The sequence below is a fragment of the Centipeda flueggei ATCC 43531 genome (assembly GCF_000160695.1).
GTDB lineage: Bacteria > Bacillota > Negativicutes > Selenomonadales > Selenomonadaceae > Centipeda > Centipeda flueggei.
The window spans coordinates 56,261-81,714 of the sequence record NZ_GG694008.1 but is presented as its reverse complement, the minus strand read 5'-3'; the positions used below and the strand labels follow the sequence as shown (position 1 = coordinate 81,714).

Sequence of the window (25,454 nt, the reverse complement as noted above, 5' to 3'; positions counted from 1 at the left end):
AAAAATACCATCATTGATGATATAATGAAAAAAAGAAAATGGACGTGGTAATTTTGTTAAATGACATACAAATCGGACGCTATCTCCCAGGGAATTCCTTTCTGCATCGCATGGACCCACGGGTTAAGATTGTCCTGCTCTTTTTCTTTCTGCTGTTGATTTTTTTTGTCGATCGTGTGGAGGGCTTTACGGCACTTGGCATTAGTGTCGTGCTTCTCATGATTTTCTCGGGTGTACCGCTCGGGATGCAGCTGCGGTCGATTCGCCCCATCCTCTGGATTGTGCTCTTTACGTTCGGCGTTCATCTCTTTATGACGCCCGGGGCGGAGCTTTTTTCTGCCGGTCCGTTTACGGCGACGCAGGAGGGGCTGGTTCGCGGTGCATATATCGGTCTGCGGCTCATCCTGCTTATCCTGCTGAGCACCCTCTTGACACTGACAACGAGTCCCCTGCGCCTGACGGACGGGCTGGAAGCACTCCTCTCGCCGCTGCGTCGTGTAGGCGTTCCCGTGCATGAGCTTTCGATGATGATGACCATTGCGCTGCGCTTCATCCCCACGCTGCTGGAGGAACTGGATCGTATCATGAAGGCACAGAAGGCACGCGGTGCGGACTTCGAGCACGGCAGTATTGTGCAGCGGATGCGTGCTATTGTGCCCGTTCTCGTGCCGCTCTTTCTCTCTGCTTTTCGTCGGGCGGATGAACTGGCTCTTGCGATGGAATCTCGCTGCTATCGCGGCGGCGAGGGGCGCACGCAGATGAAAGAGCTGCATACAGGACGTGTGGACTATGTGTCGATCTTCGTGTTCGTCGTCGGTGCGGCCGGAATCTGCGCCGTAAGTATGGGAGGGCTGACTTTTGCGCCCTGAGCATGTGGAGATGATGAAGCAGCGTGCACGAAATATTGCACTGACAATCGCCTATGACGGGACGAATTATCACGGTTTCCAACGGCAGACCCCGCCTGTTTTGGCGGTGCAGAATGTCCTCGAGGGAGCACTTGCAAAGATCTGCGGTGAGATGGTGGAACTGGCAGCAGCTGGGCGTACGGATGCAGGAGTTCATGCCTATGGACAGGTGGTGAACTTCTTTACGGATGGACGAATTCCGACAGAGCATCTGCCGCGTGCAGTGAACGGGCTCCTGCCGCCGGATATCGTTGTGTCACAGGCGTGGGAGGCGCCGCGGGAGTTCAGTGCACGTCACAGCGCAACGGGCAAAGCGTACGTCTATCGTATAGAAGAATGCCGTGTGCCGAATCCATTTACGAGAAACTATGCGTGGCAGGTCTTTCAGCCGCTCGATCATGAGGCGATGCACGCCGTGCTGCTCCTGCTCAAGGGGACACATGACTATTCTTCGTTCCGTGCGGCGGGCGGTGCACCAATGTCGCCTGTGCGCACGCTCGATGAGATACGGCTGACAGAGGAGGAGGGGCGGCTCTCAATCTATGTGCACGGCACAGGCTTTCTTTACCACATGGTGCGGAACATTGTCAGCACGGCAGCGGCAGTCGGTATGGGGCGTATTTCTCCCTCACGTTTTGCCGAGATTTTTGCGGCGCGTGACCGCCGTCTCGCCCCTCCTACGGCACCGGCTTGTGGATTGTATCTCCTCGCGGTAGACTACGGGCAGCGGAAGATGCTGTGATGGAAAGGGGGCAATCGGCATGGAGGCGGAAGCTATGCAGCGCCTGGTGCTGTATGCTGCACGTGAGGTGCGGCATGGCGCTCCCGATGGGGAAAGCCGCAGCAGTCACGTCCTGACCCTTGTCAATGTTATCCTGGATACAGCCCTTGATGAGGAAGCGACGGACATTCACCTTGAGCCGGTGGACGGCGGACTTCGCATCCGCGTTCGTATTGATGGAATCCTGCGGGAGCATCCCGTCCTGCTTCCTGCAGCGCTTGCGCCTGTCGTTATTGCACGGCTGAAGGTGATGGCAGGAATTGATACGGCAAAGCGGAATCGTCCGCAGGACGGCCAGATTCGCTATCTGCGCGGCCGGCGTGCCGTCGATATGCGCGCAGCTGTGCTTCCCGTCGTGGGCGGCGAGCGGATGGTGGTGCGCATCATGGATGCGGCAGATCATTTTCTTAGCTGTGCAGAGCTTGGATTCACACAGGAGAATGAGGAAATCTTTTCACGACTCATCCATCGGCCCACAGGGCTCCTTCTCGTCTGTGGGCCGATGAACTCCGGCAAGACGACGACGCTTTATGCGGCTCTCGCAGAACTGAACGATCCCGCCTGTCATATTATGACCCTTGAGGATCCCGTGGAGCGGCGCATTGACGGAATCAGTCAGTTTGAAGTATGTCCGGAGGCAGGACTGACCTTTGTCACTGGGCTGCGTGCAGCACTGCGGCAGGATGTACAGAAGATCCTGCTTGGTGAAATCCGTGACCGTGAGACGGCGGAGATGGGGGTGCGGATTGCTCTTACAGGACATGCACTCTTCTCGACGCTGCACACGGAGGATGCCGTGTCGGCTGTTTTCCGCATGATCGAGATGGGGGTGCCGCCCTATCTGCTTGCAGCGACGCTTTCGGGCGTGATCGCTCAACGCCTCGTTCGCCGTGTCTGTGATCGCTGCTGCGAGACTTATGAGATTGCGGCGGACTCCGATGAGGCACTGCAGCTTGGTGGTCTGTACCATGTCGGCATGACGCTCTCACGCGGGCGCGGCTGCCCGCATTGCCATGGAAGCGGTTATCGTGGGCGGATGGCAATACATGAATTGCTTCCTGTCTCCGCACGGATCCGCACGGCAATCCTTGAGATGGAATCACGGGATGTCCTGCGGCAAACGGCAGAGCAGGAAGGCATGCACTCACTGTGGCAGGACGGCATAGCCAAAGCAATTGCCGGACAGACGACGATGGAGGAGGTGGAACGTGCGCTCTATGGATGAAATGGAAGTATGGCAGGCTCTCCTGCGAAATATGACGGTGTGGAATGCGTCTGACCTCCATGCAGCTCCATGTCAGCATGTCCAGATACGCCGTGATGGGAACCTCATGGCAGAGAACTTTGTGCCGAGCGGCGCATTCATGGAGCAGTGTGCGGAGTGCATGCTTTCTGCCGAGCAGCGTGCATTGCTCAGAGCAGGGGATGTGGATTTTGCATGGGTCTGGGAGAAACGCCGCTTCCGTGGGAACTTCTATCGGACGCACGACGGACTTTCTCTTGCTCTGCGTCTCCTGCCGGAGCGTATTATGACACCGGATGAAATCGGTATGCCGTCCGCACTGCGCACATCGCTTGATGCGCACGATGGACTGGTGCTGCTCTGCGGAGCGACGGGCGCGGGCAAAACGACGACGCTCGCCGCACTGATTGATGCCATCAATCATGTGCGCAGTGCTCATATCATCACATTGGAGGATCCGGTTGAGTATATCTTTGCGCCGGATCGTTCTTTTTTCAGTCAGCGCGAGCTGGGACACGATTTCGCGTCATTTCCCAATGCGGTGCGCAGTGCCCTGCGCGAAGATCCGGATCTCCTTCTCGTCGGAGAGATACGCGACCGCGCGACGATGGAGGCGGCACTTCTTGCGGCAACGACGGGAATACTCGTCGTGGGGACACTTCATGCGTCATCAGCGGCACAGGCAGCGCGGCGTGTGGAGAGCCTGTTCCCGGCTGATGTGCGCGATGCGGTGCGCGCCCAGTTTGCTGATGCCATGCAGCGCGGGATATTCGTCCAGCGGCTCCTGCCGCGGCGGGGCGGCGGGCGCGTTGCTGCATTTGAGGTGCTTTCGGCAACGCCTGCTGTACGCAACATCCTGCGGCAGGGGCGCTATGAGCAGCTCACGGCACTCATGATGAGCGGCAGTGCACAGGGGATGCAGACGATGGAGGCGGCTGAGGAACTGCTCAGGAGGCGGGGGATCCTCGCATGACGGTGTATTCTTATACAGCGCGCGCAGCAGATGGACAGAAGGTGCACGGAAGTATCGAGGCAGAAAGCCCGCCTGCAGCGGCGCGGATGATCATGGAGCGCGGCGCGTCGGTTCTCTCGATCGAGGAGCGGCGTGTTTTTCATTTCCCACGCATTCTGCGCCTGCGTTCGGGGATAACAGCGGAGGAATGCATTGCTTTCCTTCAAGAGCTTTCCGTACTTCTTGCCGTGGGGATTCCCGTGCATTGTGCGTTGGAACGACTCCTTGCGGGGGAGCACGGCACATCGATGGGACGTGTCATCCGTACGCTTCATCGCGCCGTGATGCATGGTATGTCTCTATCCCAGGCGATGAGCATGCAGAGACAGGTGTTTTCGTCCGTCCTGGTCGGCATGGTGCGTGCTGGTGAGGAAAGCGGCGCACTCGATGTTGTTCTGCGGGCAGCTGCTTCCTTCCTCACGGAAGTACATCGGACGCGCGAGGCGGTTCGCAGTGCGCTTCTCTATCCGTGTTTTCTGTTGGCAGCGACATTGCTCGTTCTTGCTCTCATGACGGTGTTCGTCCTGCCGATCTTCGCCGTACTGTTGGCGGATCTGCACACTGCACTCCCCTTGCCGACGCGCCTTCTTCTCGCCGTATCCGCACAGATGTCTGCTGCACCTGCTCAGACAATACTCGTGGGGGGGACGATCCTCACCGCCGTCGGGCTCGTCCTGCGTGTGCCGTCTGTGCGCTTCCTGTGGGATCGGTTTCTTCTGCATCTGCCCATTTTGGGAGATCTTGTGTCATTTGGCACATGGCAGATGATCCTGCGAATTTTGGCTATTCTGCTGCACAGTGGAATTCGCCTGGATCGGGCTGTTGCGCTTGCCTGCACCGTGACGGGGAATCGCGTGCTTGAGCGACGCCTGCAGCATGTTGAACGCTGCCTGATTGAGGGACACAGCCTTACACAAATACTGTCAGATGAGCCATATTTGCCGCCGCTCCTGCGGGGAATGCTGGCCGCTGGGGAGGAGGCAGGGGAACTCGAGCATATTCTCCCACAGGCGGCGGACTACTGCGGCCGCAGGGCGGAGGCCATTGGACAGCGTGCGGCGGCACTTGCCGAACCGATCATGATTGTCTTTGTCGCGGGGGTGATCTTCTTTGCCGTACTCTCTTTTCTCCTGCCGATTTTTGATGCGATGGACGCGATGATGTAGACAATGGAAAAAGACGCTCTTCACGTTATTGGTGAAAAGCGTCTTTCTTTTACAGCTTGGGATTTCCGCTTCCATGCCGCGCATCGCATTGCCGGATCCTGTGCAGAATGGAGTGATGATCTTTCCGGAAAAATCATGGCTTTCGAGGAAGGTGCAGATTGACATTGGCATGTCCTGATACCAGATCGGACAGCCAAGATAGATGATGTCATGCTGCGCCGCATTTTCTATCTTTGTGTATGAACCAGAAAAGAGCCAGCGAGCATGGCTGACTCTTTTGACGGTGTCTTATTTCCCGCAGAACGTGAATTTTACCCCCACAGAAAGAGGCGGAACCGCGCTGCCCTCCAGTTCGATCTGACCGGGCATCGATCCTGTCGTATTGAAGAGCAGGGTACAGTGTCCATTTTCACGTATGGTTTCGTTCACGTTTTCGCCAACCCGCGTAATCTTGTACTTCTGTTTTCCCAGGATAAGAGTATCTCCCACGGTGATGGTTCCTTTGAGCTCGCTTGAGGTGTGCTCGATGACCATTTCTGCGAGATTCGGGTGCGTTTCCTCATCCAGCAGGATGATGCTGTTGTTCGTCTCGAGGAATTTGCTCGCCAGTTTCCCGATGGCGGTCACGCTGACCTCATACTTTACAGACATCTGTAGTGCCTCCCCCAACTGTGATATGTATGAACCTTTCCATCATTATTGTACCATATAGGTTTTGGGTTGTAAAATGATTTTGCGGATTTATGCGGGATGCGCAGTTCCCATTGACAATGAAAAAATAAATTAGTAAACTTTTCATTAGAATATGCGCTGAGGGGCGCATCGATGTGATTTCACGGGGAGAATCCATATGCAGGATATTCGTTTGGACAGTCCGCTGCACGGACGCCTGATTCCATTGTCCGAGGTGACGGATCCGGCATTCGCCAGCGGGGCAATGGGGCGCGGCGCTGCTGTCGCCGATCCGGAGGGGCGTGTTGTTTCACCGGTCGATGGAGAGGTGACCGTGCTCTTTGCGACGAAACATGCCATCGGCATTCATTCCGCAGATGGTGTGGACTTGCTTATCCATGTCGGAGTAGATACGGTGAAACTTGAGGGAAAGCACTTTACCTCGCATGTGGCACAGGGCGATACGGTGCAAAAGGGGCAGCTCCTGCTTGAATTTGACCCCGATGCCATCCGCGCGGAAGGGTATGAGACGACAACACCCGTGCTTGTCACGAATGCAGCGGACTATGGGAAAATCACCTTTACACTGGACGGCGCGGAGATCTCCTCGGGCGATGATGCGGAGGAGGACGGTGCACCGCAGGAGGAACACAGCACTGCCGCAGGTGCGGAGATCGATCCGAATCTGCCGAAGGAGGAGCGCGTCGCCAAACTGATCTGGAAGTACGTCGGCGGGGCGGGAAACGTCCGCAGCGCCGAGCACTGTGCAACACGGCTGCGGCTGATCGTCAACGACAAGACGCTCATTGATGAGAAGGCGATTGAGAACATTGACGGCGTGAAGGGGCAGTTCTTTGCTGCCGCACAGTATCAGATCATCCTCGGTACGGGCTTTGTTGACAAGGTTTATGATGCCTTTATTGCGGGGACGAATCTCGCGGCCGCTGCTGCCAGCGGAAAGCAGGAGGCGTACGAACAGATGACGCCGCTGCAGAAGGTATCACGTACGCTCGGGGATGTCTTTGTCCCCGTCATTCCCGTGCTCGTCGCGACAGGACTCTTTATGGGGCTGCGCGGGATGGCGCAGAGTCTTGGGATTGGGATGAATGAGAACCTAATACGCATGAGTCAGATTCTCACAGATACCGCCTTTGCCTTTCTGCCGGCACTCGTCTGCTGGTCAACCATGAACCGTTTCGGTGGGACGCCTGTCATTGGCATCGTGCTCGGGCTGATGCTCGTCGCACCACAGCTGCCGAACGCCTACGCCATCGCAGCAGGCGATGCTGTTCCGCTCTCCATGGAGATCTTCGGGATTCCAATTCCCGTGGTTGGCTATCAGGGCTCGGTTCTTCCCGCGCTCGTGCTCGGCATCTTTGCCGCGCGTCTGCAGAAATGGTTCAAGACCTTTGTGCCGGACATCGTTGACCTCATTGTCACACCTTTCCTCACGCTGCTCGTTTCGATGCTGCTCGGCCTGCTCGTTATCGGTCCGATCATGCACACACTGGAGATCGTTATCTTCGGTGCGGTACGTACCTTTCTGGAGCTGCCGTACGGCATCGGCGGATTTGTTGTCGGCGGTTTGCATCAGGTGATTGTCGTGTTCGGTGTGCATCATGTGTTCAATGCACTTGAGGTACAGCTCCTCGCATCGACGGGCGTTGATCCGTTCAATGCCATCATCACGGGCGCAATCGTTGCACAGGGCGGCGCTGCCGTCGCTGTTGCGGCACGTACGCACAATGCGAAAAAGCGTGCACTTTATATCTCCTCTGCCGTGCCCGCCTTCCTCGGCATCACGGAGCCGGCGATTTTCGGCATCAATCTGCGCTTCATGCGGCCCTTTATCTGCGGACTTGCCGGGGGGGCCTGTGCGGGTGCCGCCGCGGGGTTCCTGCACCTTGCGGGAACGGGCATGGGCATTACGGTGCTGCCGGGCACATTGCTCTACCTTGACCATCTTCCCGCCTACATCCTTGTCAATATTGTCGGCTTTGCTGTCGCATTCGGTCTGACCTTCGTTACCTTTCGCCCCGAGGAGTGAGTGTTGTGGAGAATTTTGACAAGCGGAAGATCGATGCGCGTCTTGCCGCGGGATTTCCCTTTACCGAGCGCCTGCATAATCGATTTCATCTGGAAATGCCGTTCGGTCTCATCAACGATCCGAATGGGCTTTCCTATCACAATGGCTGGCATATCTTCTATCAATGGAACCCCTTCGGCTGCACGCACAAAAACAAGACATGGGCGCATACGAAGACGCGCGATTTCTGTACCTACACTGTTCCACAGATTGCTCTGTGGCCGAGCGATGCACATGATAAGGACGGCTGCTACTCGGGCTGCGGAACAGAGGAGGACGGACGGCTGCGCATTCTTTATACCTGCAATGCAAAAGATGCGGCGGGAAACCGCAGCTCTGCACAGCGTTTTGGTACGTATACGAAGGCGGCGGGTGCGGTAAAAAAGGAGAACATCATCATTGATGGACCACCGCCCGGATTTACGGCACATTTTCGTGATCCATACCTTTTCACCCGTGATGGGGTACGCTATCTCATCATTGGGGCGCAGACCGTCGAGGAGCGCGGCTGCGTTCTCGTCTACCGTGAGACGGAGGACGGCTGGGAGTGCCGCGGTGAACTGAAAACACAGCTGAAGGATTTCGGCTATATGTGGGAATGTCCAAATCTCCTCTCGTTCGGCGACTATGATGTGCTGCTGTTCTGTCCGCAGGGGGTTCCCGCGCGTGCCTATGACCGGCAAAATCTCTATCAGTCGGGCTACATCGCGGGACATGCCTCGATGGATGCGATGGAGATGTTGATGCATGGAAGGTTCAAGGAACTCGATCACGGGTTTGACTTCTATGCGCCGCAGGTCATGACGCATGAGGGTCGGCATATCCTCATTGGCTGGATGGGGATGCCCGATCGTGAGGACGACTATCCGACGCGTGCGGATGGGTGGATGCACAGCCTGACGCTGCCGCGTGTACTGACGCTGCGCCAGGGACATATTTTCTCTGAGCCGGTGCGCGAGCTGAAGGCTCTGCGCCACCGCGAGACAGAGCGAGCCCTTGAGATGGCGAGGAAGAGTGCCTATGAAACGGAGCTCTTTGACCTCACAGAGCTGCTGCTCGACATCGAGATGGGAGATGTCTACACCGTTGCCGTCGAGCTGGTCTATGGAGCAGAGAAACTGGTATTCCGCTATCACCGGCTGGAGCAGGTGATGACCATCGACCGCAAGGGGATGCGCTCCGGCGGACGCGGCACGCGTTCCTTCAAACTCTACGTCGATCATACGCTCTCTCTGCGGCTTTATATCGATCACAGTGCCGTTGAGGCGTTCTTCCAGTATGGGGAGGAGGCGGCGACGATTGCTCTCTTCCCGCAGGAGGATGTGCATCCGACACTTCGCGTGTTCACCGATGTCGATGTCATACGTCTGACAGGTGCTATGTGGGAGCTTGAACCGTTCCGCTATGAGAGTACCTGAGCAGCATAAAGGGCGGCCCCATAATTTCAAAGGAAAAAAATAAGGCTTTGTCATACACACCGTTCTGTATGGCAAAGCCTTTGTGTTTTTTACATTTTTAGTTGTGATGGCTTTCTTTAAGAATGCCGATGACTGCCTTTTGAACGACATCGAGCACATCGTGGAGCAGTGCGTTGTACATCTCGCCGCCGTCGACAACACCGCGTCCGTTCTCCGTGAGGAAGAATTTCTTCGGATGCTCCGTCGCCGCATAAGCCTCGTCAAACTTCGCTTTCACCAGTGCTTCAAAATCCATGAAAAGCCCTCCTTAAACACAATAACCAATACGGGCATTATAGCATATTTTTTGCGTCCTGTCCCAATCTTTTACAGTTTATTCACAAAAATATTGTGTTTGTCTACAATTTGCCTGCAGCATTTATTTGTCTGCAAGCCTGCAAAGCGGCATACTTGGGGCGCCGCCTCCTTCATGCCGGCTCGGGGGGGATGTGTGTCGGTTATGTTAATCTCGTTTATGTCTCCGTCCTGGCGTGGATAGTTGCTGCCATCATAGGGGCTGGTTGTAAGTTTAAGCCTTAAATGAAATGAACATGAACAATGGCCTGAGACACGCGTATCATCGATGACCACGTGGCGCATGCGATGCAGACAGTGTTGAAGAAGCGAATCTTAGGGGATCGGGAGATAATTGGCGATTAGGGAGAGCCCCCATGCACGCAAATCCAGACGTAAATCTTCGAATGGTGCGATGAGCGGAGCGAATGCCACCCGCAGCTTAAAGCGCGTCATTGTATGCGTATTGCAGCCGAAGATGGGGATGCGGTCCATTTGGTATGCGCCCTCTGTAGGTGTAGAAAGACCATAGTGAACGGTGAAGCCGCCGCGGTATCCGGCTGCGCGTGTGATCTCCTCGACGTCATTGGTGACGCGTCCGCCCGGGTAGGCAATGTAGCTGATCTCTCTGCCCAGCTTCTCTGAGAGAGCGACGCGGGAGTCGGCGATCTCATGGCGCAGCTCGTCGCGCGAGGTTAGCTCCGATAGATTCGCGTGCGTCATCGTGTGACTCTCAAAGTTGATCAGCCCGGAGTCCTGCATCTCATGGATCTGTTCCCACGTCAGATAGTTTGGATAGACGCCCGTGAAATCGTTGATGAGGAAGATCGTTGCCTTGAATCCATATTTTTTTAGGATTGGATAGGCATACTCGTAGTTGTCAACGTACCCGTCATCGAGGGTAATGACGACAGGCTTTGCGGGGAGCGGCGCACCGCTTTCCGCCGCGTCCATCATCTCGTCCAGCGTGATCGTATGGTAGCCCTCTTCTGCAAGGTATGCCATCTGCTGGTCAAACTGGTCGCAGTACAGTGTGAGTGGGTTGCCGTCCTTGTCCTCGACCTGATGGTAGTTGAGCACGGGCACGCCGGGGGATGTGCACATGAGCAGCACCGCAGCAGCGAAACACAGGAGAATCAGAACGATCGGAATGAGCAGCCAACGTGGGAATTTCACTAAAATACCTTCTTTTTAATAGAAATTAACAACGTGTTAAGTGTAGCTTATCCCTTCTGTCATGTCAAGGCAGACGCTGTACAGTACGGAAAACCTTTGATAAAAACTCTTTTTCGGTCTATAATACGAGGAGAGAAATGTCAGGATGATAAGGAGTGCAGGAATGAATCGAAATGACCTATGCTGGTGCGGCAGCGGCAAGAAATATAAAAAATGTCACGAGGACTTTGACGAGCGCATCGCCTCCATTCGCTATGATGTAATCAAGGGACAGGTGCGTCCGCCGCACAAGATCATCAATAACGAGGCGGATATCGCGGGCATCCGCCGTGCCGCTGTCATCAACGATGCAGTGCTCGATCTCATGGGGACGCTCGTCGCGCCGGGCGTTGACACGGAGACGCTGGATCGTGCGGCGCACGAGTACATTGTCTCGCACGGCGGCATTCCCGCCTGCCTCGGCTTCGAGGGTTTCCCCAAGAGCATCTGTACGTCGATCAACAATGTGGTCTGTCATGGGATTCCGTCGACCAAGGATGTGCTCAAAGAGGGCGATATCATCAACGTCGACTCGACCGTCATCGTGGACGGCTACTATGCGGATGCTTCGCGGATGTATCTCATCGGCAAGGTGCCGGCGGCAGCGGAGCGGCTCGTCAAGGTGACGAAGGAGTGCATGGAGCGCGGCATCGCTGCGGCGCGCCCGTGGCATTTCCTCGGCGACGTGAGTGCGGCGTGCGGCGACTGGGCGCATGCCAACGGGTACTCGGTCGTCACGGCACTCGGCGGTCATGGCGTCGGCAAGGACTTTCACATGGAGCCGTATGTCCCGCATGAGGGTGAGCCGGGAACGGGAATGCTCATGGTGCCGGGCATGGTGTTCACGGTCGAGCCGATGATCAATGCGGGCGATTACGATGTCACTGTAGACCGCACGGACGGATGGACGGTGCGGACGAAGGACGGGACGCTCTCTGCGCAGTGGGAAAAGACCATTCTCATCACAGAGACAGGCGCAGAGGTACTTTCATCATGACGCATTTCGATCAGCTCGGCATCTCGGAGACGCTGACCGCACTCCTCCAAAAACAGGGCATCACGCAGCCGACCCCCGTGCAGGAGCAGGCGATCCCGCCCATGCGCGCGGGGCGTGACGTGATCGCACAGGCGCAGACGGGGACGGGCAAGACACTCGCCTATCTCCTGCCGCTCCTTGCGCGCATCAAGCCGCAGGGTGCGGCAGCGCAGGCACTCGTTATTGCACCGACGCGCGAGCTCGCCATCCAGATCGAACACGTCGCTGCATCGCTCGCGGAGCCTCTTGGCATCGGAACGACTGTGATCTATGGCGGGGCGGACATCGAGCGGCAGAAGGAAAAGCTGCGCCGCAGTCCGCAGCTCGTCATCGGTACGCCGGGACGTCTGCTCGATCACGTACGGCGCGGAACGCTTGCGCTCGGCCGTGTGAACAAGGTCGTCCTCGACGAGGCGGACGAGATGCTGAAGATGGGCTTCATCGAGGATGTGGAGACCCTGCTCGGTGCTGCGGCACAGGACTATCAGCTCGCACTCTTCTCGGCAACGATGCCCGAGCGCATTGTGCGCCTGACCAAGCGGTTCATGACTAACCCCGCGCACATTCGTCTCGCGGGCGAGACCGTGACACTCGCCGCCATCGAACAGGTCGTCATACCCGTCAGTGCAGGGGACAAGCTCGACCGCCTCTGTGCCTCCATCAACGAGGAGGCACCGTATCTTGCCATGGTGTTCTGCGCCACGAAGGAGCGCACCCGTGCGCTCATGATGGAGCTCGCACAGCGTGGCTATCTCGTCGATGCGCTCAGCGGCGACCTCACGCAGACGCAGCGCAGTTTCGTCCTGCGCCAGTTCCGCAGTGCAAAACTGCAGATCCTCTGCGCGACGGACATTGCGGCGCGCGGACTCGACATCGAGGGCGTGACCCACGTCTATAACTACGACCTGCCGCCGACGGTGACCGACTACATCCACCGCATCGGCCGCACGGGGCGCGCAGGGACACAGGGCAAGGCGATCACACTCGTTGCGCCGCATCAGCACGAAAAACTCCGCAAGATGGAGGCGGCGCTGAAGGCATGCCTGCGCCGTGACGTAGTCAAGAAAAAAAAGCGTCCCGCACCGCCCGCAGGGGAGGGGGACGCACAGAAAAAAGCACATCCGCCGCGCGATGCAAAACGCCGAGCGCTGCCCAAGCGCACGAAGTCGAAGCCGCGCAGCAAAAAGGCGGGCAAGACCGTCACGAACATCGGGCGGCGCAGCCGCAGGAAGCGGTGACGCACGCAGATATCATCGTTGAGAAAGGTTGTTTTATATGGCGGTACTGCATGCACGGGAATCCTCCTTTGCCCATGAGAAACAGCGGAATCTTCTTCTCGCGGGTGTTTTTGGCGCTTCCTGCTTACTGATTTGGCTGTGGTGGATGCGCAACATCCTATCCGGACACCTGCTTCACATGGGCGTTGCCATTCCCGTGCTGCTCACCTTTGCGGCTACGGGGGCTGTCGGCAAGCACTTCTGGCACGCCTATCGAAAGTCTGCCTCGGGCGACAAGGGGGTGGAGCGGGCGTTGGATGTCCTGCGGCAGCTGCCGGACAGCTATCACGTCCTGAGCAATGTGCAGGTGCCCGGCGCCTACTGCAGCATCGTCGTCATTGGATGCAACGGCGCCTTTATCGTGAATACGAAGCACCACAGCGGGACGATCACTCCGCACGCAGGCGATTGGGAACAGGAGAAGACGGGACGGCGGGGCACGGATTACACCGTTGCCATGCGGAACCCCGTCAAGCAGCTCAAGCATCAGATTCATGCCTTGGCGGAGTATCTGAAGCCTGTAGGCACACGCGTCTGGGTGGATGGCATAGTCTTCTTTACACATCCAAATGTGATTCTGGAGGATTGTTCGGATCGTTTTACGGATCGCGGCGATGTCGTACGGTCATATATTCTGAATCACAGGGCGCGTTTTCAGCTGAGCGATGCCGATGTGTACCGTCTTGTGCAGCGGCTTATGTCATAACTCGTATGAAAATACGAGCTGTGACGAATCGTTGACAAAGAGAGCAGGAAAACAATTCATTTTGTCGAATCTATACGGAGTACAGACAATTCTAAAGAGGAGGCATGTTCATGATTGGCATCAAGAATGTGATTGCGATTATCTGCGGCGGGGGGCCTGCGCCCGGCATCAACAGCGTCATCTCTGCCGTGGTCAGCGAGGCAACGCGGCACGGCTGGGATGTGCTCGGCATCTACGACGGCTTTTCGCGGATTGCACGCGGCGAGAAGAACTACGTACGCCTTGAGCCTGCGAACATCAGCCGCATTCACCTGACGGGCGGCTGCATTCTGAAGATGTCGCGCTTCAACCCAACAAAGAAGGAATCCGACCTCCGCACCGTGGTCGAGACACTGACCGAGCTTGGCGTGACGCATCTTGTGACCATCGGCGGCGACGATACGGCGTTCAGTTCTATGGCGGTCTCCGAGTATGCACGCAAGATGGGGCGCACGATCAACGTCGTCCACGTCCCGAAGACCATCGACAACGACCTGCCGCTTCCCGAGGGCGTGCCGACATTTGGCTTTGAGACGGCGCGTGCCTTCGGCACGATGGAGATCGAGAACCTCATGGAGGATGCGAGCACGACGAACAACCGCTGGTACTTCACCATTGCCATGGGCCGTACGGCGGGGCATCTTGCCCTCGGGATGGGGCGGAGCGCAGGCGCGGCGATCACCATCATCCCCGAGGAGTTTGCACAGGACAAGATCCCGCTGCAGCAGGTCGTTGACGTGATTGTCGGCTCGATCGTGAAGCGTTACCTCACGGGACGCAACTACGGCGTTGCCGTCATTGCTGAGGGCGTGATCGAGAAGATCGCCGAGGAGGACTTTGCGAAACTCGGCAATGTTGTTACCGACGAGCACGGTCATATCCGCTACAGCGAGCTCGACTTCGGCGAGATCATCAAGCAGGCGGTGCTCGCCGAGACGAAGAAGCTCGGCATCACCATCAGCGTCATCGACAAGGAGATCGGCTATGAGCTGCGCTGCACGGCGCCGATCGCCTATGATATTGACTACTGCCGCTCGCTCGGCTACTCCGCTGTCAAGTTCCTCATGCAGGGGGATACGGGGGCGATCATCACGATTCAGGACAATCAGGCGGTGCCAATGCGCTTCGATGAGATCCGTGACCCAGAGACGGGCAAGACGAAGGTGCGCAAGGTCAACATCGCTTCCGTCCACTACCGCATTGCACGCGGGTTCATGATGCGTCTCGAAAAGGGCGACCTCGACGATCCGGGACTTGCGAACGCCTATCGCATGACACAGGAGGCGTTCAAGGAGCGTTATGCCTATCTCTTTGATGGTGATGCTGCAGAATGAATTCCTCTCGTCCCGCCGTTTTGGGAGGAGAGCGTATCGGAGGACGGCGATGCGAAACGGAAAACTTTCGCATCATCGTCCTTTTTTCTATTTTAGGTATTGACGCGCCTGTTCCTTTGCCGTATAATACCGTATTGTCAGTGCAATACACGACAGAATATCGCGGGGTGGAGCAGTCGGTAGCTCGTCGGGCTCATAACCCGAAGGTCACAGGTTCAAGTCCTGTCCCCGCAACCAATTGCATAGTATCATGGGTAGGTGGCCGAGTGGTTAAAGGCAACAGACTGTAAATCTGTCATCTTCGGATTACGATGGTTCGAATCCATCCCTGCCCACCACTTTTATCGCGGGGTGGAGCAGTCGGTAGCTCGTCGGGCTCATAACCCGAAGGTCACAGGTTCAAGTCCTGTCCCCGCAACCAAGTCTGTGCGCTGGTGTAGCTCAGTCGGCAGAGCGTATCCTTGGTAAGGATAAGGTCACCAGTTCAATCCTGGTCATCAGCTCCATATAACGGCGGCATAGCTCAGTTGGCTAGAGCATGCGGTTCATACCCGCAGTGTCCGGAGTTCAAATCTCTGTGCCGCCACCATTTTGATTGATGCCCCCGCAACGGGGGTTCTTTTATGCTTTCAGGGAGCACTTCGGTGTCTCCTGATGGAAAATGCGCGGCACACGTTGACAGCATTTTCCAAGTATGATAAATTAGCAAGAGCGATTTCACGATAACAAATGAGGAGAGTAGATATTCATGCGCAACAACATCACGCTTGAGTGCACGGAGTGCCATAGCCGCAACTATCGCACGAACAAGAACAAGAAGAACAACCCGGATCGTCTGGAGTTCAGCAAGTACTGCAAGTTCTGCCGCAAGCACACGCCGCATAAAGAGACGAAGTAAAGCCCGTATCATGGGAAAGATAGTGAAGTTCCTGCGGGAAGTTGTCGCCGAGATGAAGAAAGTCTCGTGGTCGACGCGGCGTGAGTTGGCGACCTATACCGGTGTCGTCGGCATCGCGATCATTGTCGTCTGCGCGCTCATCTGGATCTGCGACACTATTTTTGCGCGCATTTTTCAGGTTATCCTGCATTACTAGACGGGGTGAGGGATATGGCAGAGAAGGAAGAACTCAATCTCCGGCAGGCGAATCCGCATCGCGCATGGTATGTCATCCACACTTACTCGGGGTATGAGAACAAGGTCAAGGCGAACCTTGAACGCCTCATGCACTCGGCGAGCATGAGCGAGATGATCTTTGACGTCGTCGTGCCTGTGGAGAACGAGATCGAGGTCAAGGACGGCAAGGAAAAGGTTGTCCCGCGCAAGGTGTTCCCGGGGTATGTCCTCGTCGATATGATCGTCGATGAACACTCATGGTACGTCGTGCGCAATACGACGGGCGTCACAGGTTTCGTCGGCTCGGAGAAGCATCCCATCCCGCTGACGGCGGAGGAGGCGGAGCGCATTCTCTCGGGCTCGGTCGGCGCAGAGCCGAAACGCCGTACGAAGGTGAACGTCGGGGATACCGTGCGCATCACCTCGGGCGCATTCGAGGACTATGCGGGCAAGATCACATCGATCGATATGTCAAGCATGGGCGTAAAGGTCGATGTGGATGGGAAGTCGCTCGATGTCGAAATCGATCAGGTCGAACTGATTTGAACATAATACGCACCGAAAGGAGGTGATGTGTCGATGGCAAAGAAGGTTGCGCGTGTCGTGAAGCTGCAGGTTCCTGCGGGCAAGGCGACACCAGCTCCTCCGGTCGGACCTGCGCTTGGTCAGGCGGGCGTCAATATCATGGCATTCGTCAAGGACTTCAACGAGCGTACGGCGAAGCAGGCGGGGCTCATCATTCCGGTTGAGATCACAGTCTTTGAGGATCGTTCCTTTACCTTTATCACGAAGACCCCTCCGGCAGCAGTTCTGCTGAAGAAGGCGGCGGGCATTGAGAAGGCGTCAGGCGAGCCGAACAAGACGAAGGTCGCAAAGCTTCCGCGTGCGAAGGCACGTGAGATTGCTGAGTCCAAGATGCCGGATTTGAACGCCGCATCGATCGAGGCGGCGACGTCTATGATCGAGGGCACCGCCCGCAGCATGGGCATTGAGATCACAGACTGATCGTCTGGGATAAAGTGGAAGGGCGTATGCCCGTTATGACCACGAAGGGAGTTTATTCATGGCAAAAGCTGGTAAGAAGTACCAAGACGCTGCGAAGCTGATCGAGGCCGGCAAGCTCTATGCTTCGCAGGAAGCGATGGAACTCGTCAAGAAGACGGCGACCGCCAAATTCGACGAGACCATTGAGCTGCATGTGCGCCTCGGCGTCGATCCGAAGTATGCGGATCAACAGGTGCGCGGTGCACTCGTCCTGCCGCACGGCACGGGCAAGACACAGCGCGTGCTTGTCTTTGCCAAGGGCGAGAAGGTCGCTGAGGCTGAGGCAGCAGGGGCTGACTTCGTCGGCTCGGATGAGATCGTGCAGAAGATTCAGGGCGGTTGGCTCGATTTTGACGTTGCTGTCGCTACGCCCGACATGATGGGCACGGTCGGCCGCCTCGGCAAGGTGCTCGGCCCGCGCGGACTCATGCCGAACCCGAAGCTCGGCACGGTCACGATGGATCTGAAGAAAGCCATCGGCGAAATCAAGGCAGGTCAGGTGGAGTACCGCACGGACAAGGCGGGCAATGTCCACGTTCCCATCGGGAAGGCCTCCTTTGATGCGGAGAAACTCCGCGAAAACTATCAGGCGATCATCGACACGCTGATCCGCGTGAAGCCGGCAGCGGCAAAGGGGCAGTACATCCGCTCCATCACCGTTGTGGCGACGATGGGACCCGCCGTCCCCGTTGCGCTCAGCTAATTCTTTTAACAGCGCACGGAATTTCCCCGGGCTGTAGACAGCAGGTTTGCGCAAGCATCTAACGACATGGTCGCCTGCCGAGGCCGGACGTGAATTTGAACATTCATCTCCGGCAGGATAGCAGCCGGAGATTTTTCATTCAAAAGAATAAGAGCCGTCCAGATTGGTGCGGATTTTTGTTCGAGCAAGGAGGAACACCAGACGCGCAGTTAAGGCCTGCGTGGAGGATGTTCCGACGCAGCGAGAACGGAAGGACGTGCCAAGATGAACGGCGACAAGAAGGGAGGGAAATGATTACATGGCAGATCACAAGAAAGAAGTCATCGTCGAGAAGCTGAAAGAACAGCTTAGCTCGGCGAAAGGAGCCGTATTTACCACGTACACCGGTCTTACTGTGGCACAGGATACAGAGCTGCGCCGTGAACTGCGCGCTGCGGGTGTTTCCTATCACGTTGTAAAGAACACGATGCTGCGCCGTGCGGCGGATGCACTTGGCCTTGAGGGGCTGGATCCGCATCTCGAAGGTACGACTGCATTTGCATTCTCGGCAGATGATGCTGTTGCACCAGCAAAGGTCATTTGCGGCTATATCAAGAAGAACAAGCTCGACGAAAAGGGCATCTTGTCCGTCAAGGTCGGTACCGTTGAGGGCAAGGTCATCGATACAGCTGAGGTGCAGGCACTTGCATCGCTCCCGTCGCGCGAGGAGCTGGTTGCAAAACTCATGGGCAGCATGAATGCGCCGATCTCGAACACGGTAAACGTGCTTCAGGGGGTTATCCGCAATGCCGTCTATGTGCTTGAGGCTGTGCGTGCGCAGAAGGCGTCCGCATAAACAGCAGATTGAGAGAGAATTTACATATTTTTGGAGGTATACAGCATGAATAAGGATCAGATTCTGGAAGCCATTGAGAACATGACCGTTCTCGAACTCTCCGAGCTTGTTAAGGCTATGGAAGAGAAGTTTGGTGTCAGCGCAGCTGCACCGGTTGCTGTTGCTGCTGCCGGCGGTGCTGCACCCGCAGCAGGCGGCGAGGAGAAGTCGGAGTTTACTGTCGTTCTTGCAGCTGCAGGCGATAAGAAGATCAACGTCATCAAGGCTGTCCGTGAGGCAACGGGCCTTGGTCTGAAGGAAGCGAAGGAGCTCGTTGACGGAGCACCGAAGCCGGTCAAGGAGAACGTCGGCAAGGCTGAGGCTGAGGAGCTCAAGAAGAAGCTCGAAGAGGCCGGCGCAACGGTCGAGCTGAAGTAATTCCGTCTGATGTAAATTTCCTCAGCCGTCCCCGCTTGACGGGGAGCGGTCAATGTCATCCGCACGTCTGCGCTGTCTCTCTTGGATTTGACTGGTGGGATGTTTTCCCGTGCAGCCTATTATCCAGGCAGCAGCGTCCTGTGATCTGTTTTTTGAATAGGGGACGCAAAGGGCAGTACAAAGCGGTGTAAGAGGTACAAATAGGGACTGTGCACGAGGTGAAAACCATCGTGCGGCAGTCCTTTTTTGTCTCTTGACGGGACTTTTACAATAGAGTTATAATAAATCTAGGACATTTGTAGTGTGGGGCGGAACTGTACCGTCCGCCTCGCGAGGGATTTTCTGGGAGAGACGGTGCATCGTATGATTTTTTACGGCGATAAGCAGACGCCCTTGTTGGATGATGAACAAGCCGTGCCCGAGGAGCTGGATCCGGGAGAATCTGACACCGAAAAAGATGCGTTCGCAGACGATGCTGTGGAAAGCAGCGTCTTCGATGGTTGTTCGGACGAGGATCTGTTGAATCGCATTCGAGGCTGTGACGGCGATGAGGCACTCGACTATCTTATCAACAAGTACCGTAACTTCGTGCGCTCCAAAGCACGCTCCTACTTTCTCATCGGGGCAGACCGCGAGGACATTGTGCAGGAGGGGATGATCGGATTCTTCAAGGCGATCCGTGATTATCGTCCGGACAAACTTTCGTCCTTTCGTGCCTTTGCGGAGCTCTGCGTGACACGCCAGATCATCACAGCAATCAAGACGGCGACACGGCAGAAGCATATCCCGCTTAACTCCTATGTCTCACTGAACAAGCCAATCTATGATGAGGACTCTGACCGCACGCTGCTCGATGTGCTGTCCGGTGCGCGTATCAGCGATCCTGAGGAACTGGTCATCAGTCACGAGGAGTTCATCGATATCGAGCAGAAGATGGAGGAGATTCTCAGCGATCTTGAGTGGCGTGTTCTAATGAGCTATCTCGACGGCAAGTCCTACCAGGAGATTGCCGTTGACCTGCATCGTCAGGTTAAATCCATCGATAACGCACTGCAGCGTGTCAAACGGAAACTGGAAAAATACATGGAGTCGCGCGGGGACGATCTCGATATCGGGACCGTTTATCGCGGTCTGACGACCATCAACCGCGTGGGACGGGAGTAGGAATAAAGATAGAGGGAATGCCGGGCGACCGGCTTTTTTGCTTTTCTAATGTGAATGTTATTCAACATTGCTATAATCCAAGGAAGTACTGATAAATTCAGCACAGTCGTATTTGTACATCTTTTTCGTCCTGCCTGTACCCCAGGATCCTCCACATGGCCTCTGCTGTTGTGCGTCCAGCTTGTCTCCTGGACAGGACAAAACATCTGTACCAATCCGACGGACTTCATTTTATCAGTGATTCCCTAGAGAAGACTTGAGAGATAGGAGGGTTACCATGCGGAAAAAGTTTTTGTCCATCCTGCTGACGGCACTGTTCTGTCTCATGTGTGCCGCAGCGGCGTCGGCGCATGCGGCAGAAGAGAGTGTGCGGAAAGCGCCTGCACTGGAGGAAACACCAAGCAGCATCGAACTTGTGATGGTTCTCGACAAGAGCGGATCGATGCACGGACTTGAGGCGGACACCATCGGCGGGTTTAATTCGATGATTGAGAAGGAGAAAAAACTCAATGTCGATGTGCAGGTAACGACGGTGCTCTTTAATGACAAGACGGATCTCCTCTATGAGCGCAGAAATATCCTCCATGTTCATCCACTGACCGAGCGCGACTATGAGACGGGCGGTACGACGGCACTGCTCGATGCAGTCGGCGGGACGATTCTTCGCATGGAACGGACAGGGGTCACGGCGAAGAAGGGGACAAAGGTCATCTTTGTCATCATCACGGATGGAATGGAGAACGCGAGCACCGAGTTCACTAAGGAAAAGGTAAAGAAACTCATCTCGGACAAGCAGGAGAAGGAAGGCTGGGACTTCATCTACCTCGGCGCGAACATCGATGCCGCGGAGGAAGCGGGGGCGATTGGTGTATCAAAGGCAAACGCCGTGACGTACAAGAACACATCGAGCGGCGTCCGTGCGAACTACGATGCTGTCGGTGCCTACGTCGCAGAGCGTGCGAGCGGCAGCAAGAAATCGGATGCATGGAAGGATCATGTCGAGCAGGATACGGGAAAATAAGTCGTCGATGTATGTTGACAATTTCCTGTTGACGATGTATCCTATAAACGTAATCTATATATAATAGAACTGAATTGATGGGGGAGTCATTTGGCTTTCTTGTTATGGGGGAAGCCTCTGTTTTAGGAGGAGTCGGAATGAAAAACTGGAAGAAAATGCTGGTCACTTCACTTGCGTGCTCGGCGGTTTTGGGACTCTCATCGTACAGCCCGGCGGAGGCTGCGTATGAGCTGAACCCCGCGGTCAAGACGGTGACACCGGCGCTTATGGAGGCTTCGGAGATCGGTGTTCTGAAGTATGAGAACCCGCAGATGGCAAACTACACGAACAAGGATGCCATCGTTGTCGCCAGCTTCGGCACAACGTTCAAAGATACGCGTGAGAAGACGATTGAGGCGACCGTGCGTGATATTCAGGACGCAAACCCCGGCGTGAAGGTCGTTACGGCATTTACCTCCCATATCATCATCGACCGTATCGCGGCGAAGGAAGGCAAGCACTACCCCACACCCGAGGAGGCACTGATGCAGCTCAAAGCGGAGGGATACTCCCGCGTTGCACTGGTGTCGCTCGATGTTATCCCGGGCATGGAGTATTCCTATGTCAAGGCCGTGTACAACGAGTATAAGGATCAGTTCAAGACGATGACCTGCGGTACGTCACTCATGTACTGGCAGGGGCAGGAAGATCAGTCAGACGACGTGACAGAGTTCATCAAGGCGGTCTCAAGCCAGTTCCCGGCGCTGGGGAAGGATGAGGCGCTCCTTCTCATGGCACACGGTACGCCGCATGTCTCCAACGCTTACTATTCCGTGATTCAGGCAAAGCTCAACGAGCTCGGCTATAAGAACGTCTATGTCTACACGGTTGAGGGCTGGCCGAGCCTTGAAACGATCCTGCCGAAACTCAAGCAGAACCACATCAAGATGGTTACGCTCATGCCGATCATGATGGTTGCGGGCGATCATGCACACAACGACATGGCCGGCAAGGATTCAGACTCGCACAAGAGTATTCTTGAGAGCCAGGGCTTTAAGGTAAACACTTACCTCCATGGTCTCGGTGAGAACCCGGCGATTCGTGCTGCTTTTGTGGAGCGTGCCAACGATGCATGGGATGCGCTGCAGGGACGTAAGGGTGCAGATGCAGATCACATCAAAATGATGAAGTAACACAGCGTATAGGATTGGAGTCTGTCACAGGAGCATCTGCTCCTGTGGCGGGCTCTTTTCTTTGTAGGAAGACCCTGTTATAATGAATGGCACGATCGAAAATGTAAAGGAATGGATAGGAGTATTGCATGAAAATCGCAGTCGTTGGAACGGGGATGATCGCACGGGAGGCCCTCTGCGCGCTGTGCACGGTGGAGGGAATCGAAGTTCCCGTGATATGCGCGCGTCCGCACAGCAGAGAGAAAGCTGAGGCATTGGCGCGCGAGTTCTGTATTCCACGTGTCGTGACCGACTATGAGGCAATGCTTGCATCCCATGCGGCAGACTTCGTCTACCTCGGCATCGTGAACAGCGCACATTTTGATTATGCGTGTCAGGCCGTTGCTGCAGGCTGGCATGTGATCGTAGAGAAGCCCTTTACTTCCACGCTGGCGGAGGCGGAGAAGCTGATTTCGTGCGCCCGTGCGGCACAGCGTTATGTGTTCGAAGCAATGACGCCGCTCTTTCTGCCCAATCTGGCAGGGATTAAGGAACAGCTGCCAAAGCTTGGTCCTATCCGTCTTGTGCAGGCGAACTTCTCTCAATATTCGAGTCGTTATGACCGTTACCTTGCACATGACGTTGCCCCCGCGTTTGACCCGGCCTGCTCGGGCGGCGCACTCTATGATCTGAACGTCTACAATGCCGCGCTCATCGCGGCGCTCTTTGGCGCACCTAAGTCCGTGTCCTATGCGGCGAATATCGGCTTTAACGGGATTGATACGTCAGGATTTTTGATCCTGCGCTATGATGGTTTTGCAGCTTCGTCTGCGGCGGCAAAGGACAGCAGCAGCCCTTCCTTCTTTATGGTGCAGGGCGAGTCGGGATGGATTCGTGCGGACGGCACACCGAATGAACTGAAGAATTTTACTGTGCAGCTGCGCGGGGCGGAGCCGGAGACCTTTGCACTGAATCGCCATGCCCATCGTATGGTGCATGAGTTCGAGGAAATGCGGGATATATTCCTGCGTCAGGATTATGCACGCGTGGAAGCAGGATTTGACATAACACGGATCGTCATGACTGTGCTGGAAAAGGCGCGGCTGATGGCGGAGATTCCGTTTCGGATAGATGCATGATGACCAAAGACATGATGATCGAGATGGAGCATCTCATCAAGAAGTTTCCGCACACAAATGAGAGAAAAGAGGGCGCGTGGAAGACGGCGGTCGCGGATATTTCGCTCTCCGTGCGGCGCGGTGAGGTGTTCGGTCTCCTTGGGCCCAACGGCGCGGGAAAAACCACGATCATTCGTATGCTCACGATGCAGACGCAGCCGACAAGCGGCTCCATCCGCATCGGCGGAGAGGATATCCGTGCGGCAGAACGTCACGTCAAGGCACAGATCGGCGTCGTGCCGCAGCATGTGAATTTTGACCAGGAGCTCACCGTATGGGATAATATGGAGCTTCATGCACGCCTGCATCACATGGGAAGCGCGGAGCGTACGGCGCGTATTGAGGAACTGCTGACGGAGATGTCGCTCATGGAGGTACGCAATGACGGTGTGCGCCGCCTCTCGGGGGGAATGAAGCGCCGTCTGCTCATCGCACGTGCTCTTATCCATCGTCCGCGCGTCCTCTTTCTCGACGAGCCGACCGTCGCACTCGACCCACAGATTCGCCGCCATATCTGGGATATGGTGCATGGCATTGCGGCACGCGGCGTGACGGTGTTCCTTACGACACACTACATCGAGGAAGCAGAGGCACTGTGCGCCCGTGTCGCCATCATCAACAAGGGGAGGCTTGTTGACTTGCAGACGCCGCACGACTTTTGTGAGTCGCTTGGTACACATGCTGTGGAATGGGATGGGGAGGATGGCCGCGCCTATCGTTTTTTCCACACGCAGGAGGAAGCGCGCGCCTATGCGCGCGGAATCGAGGATACGATGACACGTGTGCTCCTGCGCCCCACAAATCTGGAAGACGTATTCATCGAGCTGACGGGACGGAAGGAGGGACTCTGATGCTTGGCGATATATGGACGGTATTCTGGCGCGACTGGATCGTCCTGCGCCGCCGCCTGAAAAAATATATCCTGAGCCGTATGATCTCACCGCTCATGTTTCTTATTGCCTTTGGGTGGGGGCTGGGACGGAGTATCGATGTTGGCGGCAGTTCGTACATGGACTTCTTTGTCCCGGGCCTTCTGGCGATGAACTCCATGAACATCAGCTTTAACAGCATCATTTCAGTGCATGCGGAACGCATCTACCATAAGAGCCTTGAGGAGTATCTCATTGCACCGATCCGTCCGGATGCTTTCGTCATCGGCAAGGTCGCGGGTGCGGTACTGCGCGGCCTCATCTCCTCCGCCATCATCATCGTGCTCAGCGATCTCTTTGGCGCACATTTTGCCATTACGCCGCTTTTCCTGCTTGTACTGACCATGAACTGCATGATCTTTGCCGAGATCGGATTTCTGGCGGCGATGTATATCTCTACCTATGAGGAGATGAGCCAGGTTAATCTTTACGTCCTCCTGCCCATGTCCTTTCTTTGCGGGACGTTCTTCTCCACGGCGGCACTGCCGGGGACTGTGCGCTGTTTCGTGGAGATTCTGCCGTTGACTCATACGAGTCATCTCCTGCGCAGTCTTGGGACAGCGGGGGACTATTCTGTCATTTCACTTGGCGTTATCGCACTCTACGCCATCTTCGGCATTGTCGCCGGCACATGGAAATTCCGCCGGCTGACGGATTAGGAATCAAATCAGA

General features: G+C 56.0%; 27 protein-coding genes, 5 tRNA genes and 1 pseudogene. 29 read left to right on the top strand and 4 right to left on the bottom strand.

Going from position 1 to position 25,454, the window contains the following annotated elements; all coding sequences use genetic code 11:
* The first annotated feature begins 38 nt into the window (after window positions 1-38).
* Genes HMPREF0908_RS07915 through HMPREF0908_RS07895 form a run of 5 tightly spaced genes read left to right on the top strand, consistent with a single transcriptional unit; the run spans window position 39 to window position 5,110 of the window.
* A complete protein-coding gene (locus HMPREF0908_RS07915; RefSeq protein ID WP_006690959.1) occupies window positions 39-869 on the top strand; it encodes an energy-coupling factor transporter transmembrane component T family protein in 831 nt (276 codons plus the stop codon).
* 13 nt (window positions 870-882) lie between these two features.
* Window positions 883-1,650 carry a tRNA pseudouridine(38-40) synthase TruA gene (truA, locus tag HMPREF0908_RS07910; RefSeq protein WP_040572685.1) on the top strand — a complete coding sequence of 256 codons (768 nt, stop codon included), beginning with the start codon at window positions 883-885 and terminating at the stop codon, window positions 1,648-1,650.
* Between the two features lie 19 nt (window positions 1,651-1,669).
* Entirely contained in the window at window positions 1,670-2,914 is a 1,245-nt protein-coding gene (locus HMPREF0908_RS07905; RefSeq protein WP_006690957.1) for a GspE/PulE family protein, read from the top strand.
* On the top strand, window positions 2,907-3,905 hold the full coding sequence (locus HMPREF0908_RS07900; protein ID WP_006690956.1) for a type IV pilus twitching motility protein PilT: 999 nt from the start codon (window positions 2,907-2,909) through the stop codon (window positions 3,903-3,905). The genes HMPREF0908_RS07905 and HMPREF0908_RS07900 overlap by 8 nt, the downstream gene beginning before the upstream one ends.
* On the top strand, window positions 3,902-5,110 hold the full coding sequence (locus HMPREF0908_RS07895) for a type II secretion system F family protein (protein ID WP_006690955.1): 1,209 nt from the start codon (window positions 3,902-3,904) through the stop codon (window positions 5,108-5,110). The genes HMPREF0908_RS07900 and HMPREF0908_RS07895 overlap by 4 nt, the downstream gene beginning before the upstream one ends.
* A 120-nt stretch (window positions 5,111-5,230) precedes the next feature.
* Here HMPREF0908_RS07895 and HMPREF0908_RS11450 read toward each other — a convergent pair.
* Together HMPREF0908_RS11450 and HMPREF0908_RS07890 are read right to left on the bottom strand one after the other, a co-directional pair.
* Window positions 5,231-5,296, bottom strand: a pseudogene (locus HMPREF0908_RS11450) (flavodoxin); the annotation flags it as partial.
* 102 nt (window positions 5,297-5,398) lie between these two features.
* A complete protein-coding gene (locus HMPREF0908_RS07890) occupies window positions 5,399-5,761 on the bottom strand; it encodes a PTS glucitol/sorbitol transporter subunit IIA (protein ID WP_006690954.1) in 363 nt (120 codons plus the stop codon).
* 199 nt (window positions 5,762-5,960) lie between these two features.
* On the opposite strand from HMPREF0908_RS07890, the gene HMPREF0908_RS07885 reads away from it, so the two are divergent.
* Window positions 5,961-7,829, top strand: coding sequence for a glucose PTS transporter subunit IIA (locus tag HMPREF0908_RS07885; protein WP_006690953.1), 1,869 nt, complete (start codon window positions 5,961-5,963; stop codon window positions 7,827-7,829).
* A 5-nt stretch (window positions 7,830-7,834) separates the two neighbouring features.
* Window positions 7,835-9,286 (top strand): sucrose-6-phosphate hydrolase, encoded by a 1,452-nt coding sequence (locus tag HMPREF0908_RS07880; RefSeq protein ID WP_040572630.1) that lies wholly within the window; start codon window positions 7,835-7,837, stop codon window positions 9,284-9,286.
* Window positions 9,287-9,383: 97 nt separating this feature from the next.
* Here the strand turns inward: HMPREF0908_RS07880 and HMPREF0908_RS07875 are convergent, their stop codons facing one another.
* Together HMPREF0908_RS07875 and HMPREF0908_RS07870 are read right to left on the bottom strand one after the other, a co-directional pair.
* Window positions 9,384-9,581 (bottom strand): hypothetical protein, encoded by a 198-nt coding sequence (locus tag HMPREF0908_RS07875; protein WP_006690951.1) that lies wholly within the window; start codon window positions 9,579-9,581, stop codon window positions 9,384-9,386.
* A 374-nt stretch (window positions 9,582-9,955) separates the two neighbouring features.
* Window positions 9,956-10,795 (bottom strand): polysaccharide deacetylase family protein, encoded by an 840-nt coding sequence (locus tag HMPREF0908_RS07870; protein WP_006690950.1) that lies wholly within the window; start codon window positions 10,793-10,795, stop codon window positions 9,956-9,958.
* A gap of 163 nt (window positions 10,796-10,958) precedes the next feature.
* Here HMPREF0908_RS07870 and map point away from each other — a divergent pair, with 163 nt between their 5' ends.
* The 22 genes from map (at window position 10,959) to HMPREF0908_RS07760 (ending at window position 25,441) form a co-directional block, all read left to right on the top strand.
* Window positions 10,959-11,831 carry a type I methionyl aminopeptidase gene (gene map / locus HMPREF0908_RS07865; protein WP_040572629.1) on the top strand — a complete coding sequence of 291 codons (873 nt, stop codon included), beginning with the start codon at window positions 10,959-10,961 and terminating at the stop codon, window positions 11,829-11,831.
* Window positions 11,828-13,108, top strand: a complete 1,281-nt coding sequence (locus HMPREF0908_RS07860) for a DEAD/DEAH box helicase (protein ID WP_006690948.1) — start codon at window positions 11,828-11,830, stop codon at window positions 13,106-13,108. The genes map and HMPREF0908_RS07860 overlap by 4 nt, the downstream gene beginning before the upstream one ends.
* Window positions 13,109-13,145: 37 nt before the next feature.
* Window positions 13,146-13,853 (top strand): nuclease-related domain-containing protein, encoded by a 708-nt coding sequence (locus HMPREF0908_RS07855; protein ID WP_006690947.1) that lies wholly within the window; start codon window positions 13,146-13,148, stop codon window positions 13,851-13,853.
* A gap of 110 nt (window positions 13,854-13,963) precedes the next feature.
* Window positions 13,964-15,226 (top strand): diphosphate--fructose-6-phosphate 1-phosphotransferase, encoded by a 1,263-nt coding sequence (gene pfp, locus HMPREF0908_RS07850; protein ID WP_040572628.1) that lies wholly within the window; start codon window positions 13,964-13,966, stop codon window positions 15,224-15,226.
* 161 nt (window positions 15,227-15,387) lie between these two features.
* Window positions 15,388-15,463, top strand: a tRNA-Met gene (locus HMPREF0908_RS07845).
* 15 nt (window positions 15,464-15,478) lie between these two features.
* A tRNA-Tyr gene (locus HMPREF0908_RS07840) sits at window positions 15,479-15,564 on the top strand.
* Window positions 15,565-15,571: 7 nt separating this feature from the next.
* A tRNA-Met gene (locus tag HMPREF0908_RS07835) sits at window positions 15,572-15,647 on the top strand.
* A gap of 9 nt (window positions 15,648-15,656) precedes the next feature.
* Window positions 15,657-15,732 (top strand) — tRNA-Thr (locus HMPREF0908_RS07830).
* Between the two features lie 6 nt (window positions 15,733-15,738).
* A tRNA-Met gene (locus tag HMPREF0908_RS07825) sits at window positions 15,739-15,815 on the top strand.
* 159 nt (window positions 15,816-15,974) lie between these two features.
* Complete coding sequence (gene rpmG / locus HMPREF0908_RS07820) at window positions 15,975-16,124, top strand: 50S ribosomal protein L33 (RefSeq protein WP_006307107.1); 150 nt, start codon at window positions 15,975-15,977, stop codon at window positions 16,122-16,124.
* A 10-nt stretch (window positions 16,125-16,134) separates the two neighbouring features.
* Window positions 16,135-16,320 (top strand): preprotein translocase subunit SecE, encoded by a 186-nt coding sequence (gene secE / locus HMPREF0908_RS07815; protein WP_006690945.1) that lies wholly within the window; start codon window positions 16,135-16,137, stop codon window positions 16,318-16,320.
* Between the two features lie 14 nt (window positions 16,321-16,334).
* Window positions 16,335-16,886 (top strand): transcription termination/antitermination protein NusG, encoded by a 552-nt coding sequence (gene nusG / locus HMPREF0908_RS07810; RefSeq protein WP_006690944.1) that lies wholly within the window; start codon window positions 16,335-16,337, stop codon window positions 16,884-16,886.
* Window positions 16,887-16,919: 33 nt separating this feature from the next.
* The gene (gene rplK / locus HMPREF0908_RS07805; RefSeq protein ID WP_006690943.1) at window positions 16,920-17,345 is read left to right on the top strand and encodes a 50S ribosomal protein L11; all 426 of its coding nucleotides are present in this window, start codon (window positions 16,920-16,922) and stop codon (window positions 17,343-17,345) included.
* Between the two features lie 58 nt (window positions 17,346-17,403).
* Complete coding sequence (rplA, locus tag HMPREF0908_RS07800) at window positions 17,404-18,087, top strand: 50S ribosomal protein L1 (protein ID WP_006690942.1); 684 nt, start codon at window positions 17,404-17,406, stop codon at window positions 18,085-18,087.
* Between the two features lie 298 nt (window positions 18,088-18,385).
* Window positions 18,386-18,922, top strand: coding sequence for a 50S ribosomal protein L10 (gene rplJ, locus HMPREF0908_RS07795; protein ID WP_006690940.1), 537 nt, complete (start codon window positions 18,386-18,388; stop codon window positions 18,920-18,922).
* A 45-nt stretch (window positions 18,923-18,967) separates the two neighbouring features.
* A complete protein-coding gene (rplL, locus tag HMPREF0908_RS07790; RefSeq protein ID WP_006690939.1) occupies window positions 18,968-19,339 on the top strand; it encodes a 50S ribosomal protein L7/L12 in 372 nt (123 codons plus the stop codon).
* Window positions 19,340-19,702: 363 nt separating this feature from the next.
* Complete coding sequence (sigH, locus tag HMPREF0908_RS07785; protein WP_006690938.1) at window positions 19,703-20,503, top strand: RNA polymerase sporulation sigma factor SigH; 801 nt, start codon at window positions 19,703-19,705, stop codon at window positions 20,501-20,503.
* Window positions 20,504-20,780: 277 nt separating this feature from the next.
* Window positions 20,781-21,524, top strand: a complete 744-nt coding sequence (locus HMPREF0908_RS07780) for a vWA domain-containing protein (RefSeq protein ID WP_006690937.1) — start codon at window positions 20,781-20,783, stop codon at window positions 21,522-21,524.
* A 137-nt stretch (window positions 21,525-21,661) separates the two neighbouring features.
* Window positions 21,662-22,696, top strand: coding sequence for a sirohydrochlorin cobaltochelatase (locus tag HMPREF0908_RS07775; protein ID WP_040572627.1), 1,035 nt, complete (start codon window positions 21,662-21,664; stop codon window positions 22,694-22,696).
* Between the two features lie 128 nt (window positions 22,697-22,824).
* Window positions 22,825-23,814, top strand: a complete 990-nt coding sequence (locus HMPREF0908_RS07770; protein WP_006690935.1) for a Gfo/Idh/MocA family protein — start codon at window positions 22,825-22,827, stop codon at window positions 23,812-23,814.
* Window positions 23,811-24,704, top strand: coding sequence for an ABC transporter ATP-binding protein (locus HMPREF0908_RS07765; RefSeq protein WP_006690934.1), 894 nt, complete (start codon window positions 23,811-23,813; stop codon window positions 24,702-24,704). The genes HMPREF0908_RS07770 and HMPREF0908_RS07765 overlap by 4 nt, the downstream gene beginning before the upstream one ends.
* Window positions 24,704-25,441: an ABC transporter permease gene (locus tag HMPREF0908_RS07760; protein WP_006690933.1), complete on the top strand. Its 738-nt coding sequence runs from the start codon at window positions 24,704-24,706 to the stop codon at window positions 25,439-25,441. The genes HMPREF0908_RS07765 and HMPREF0908_RS07760 overlap by 1 nt, the downstream gene beginning before the upstream one ends.
* The last annotated feature ends 13 nt before the right edge of the window (window positions 25,442-25,454 follow it).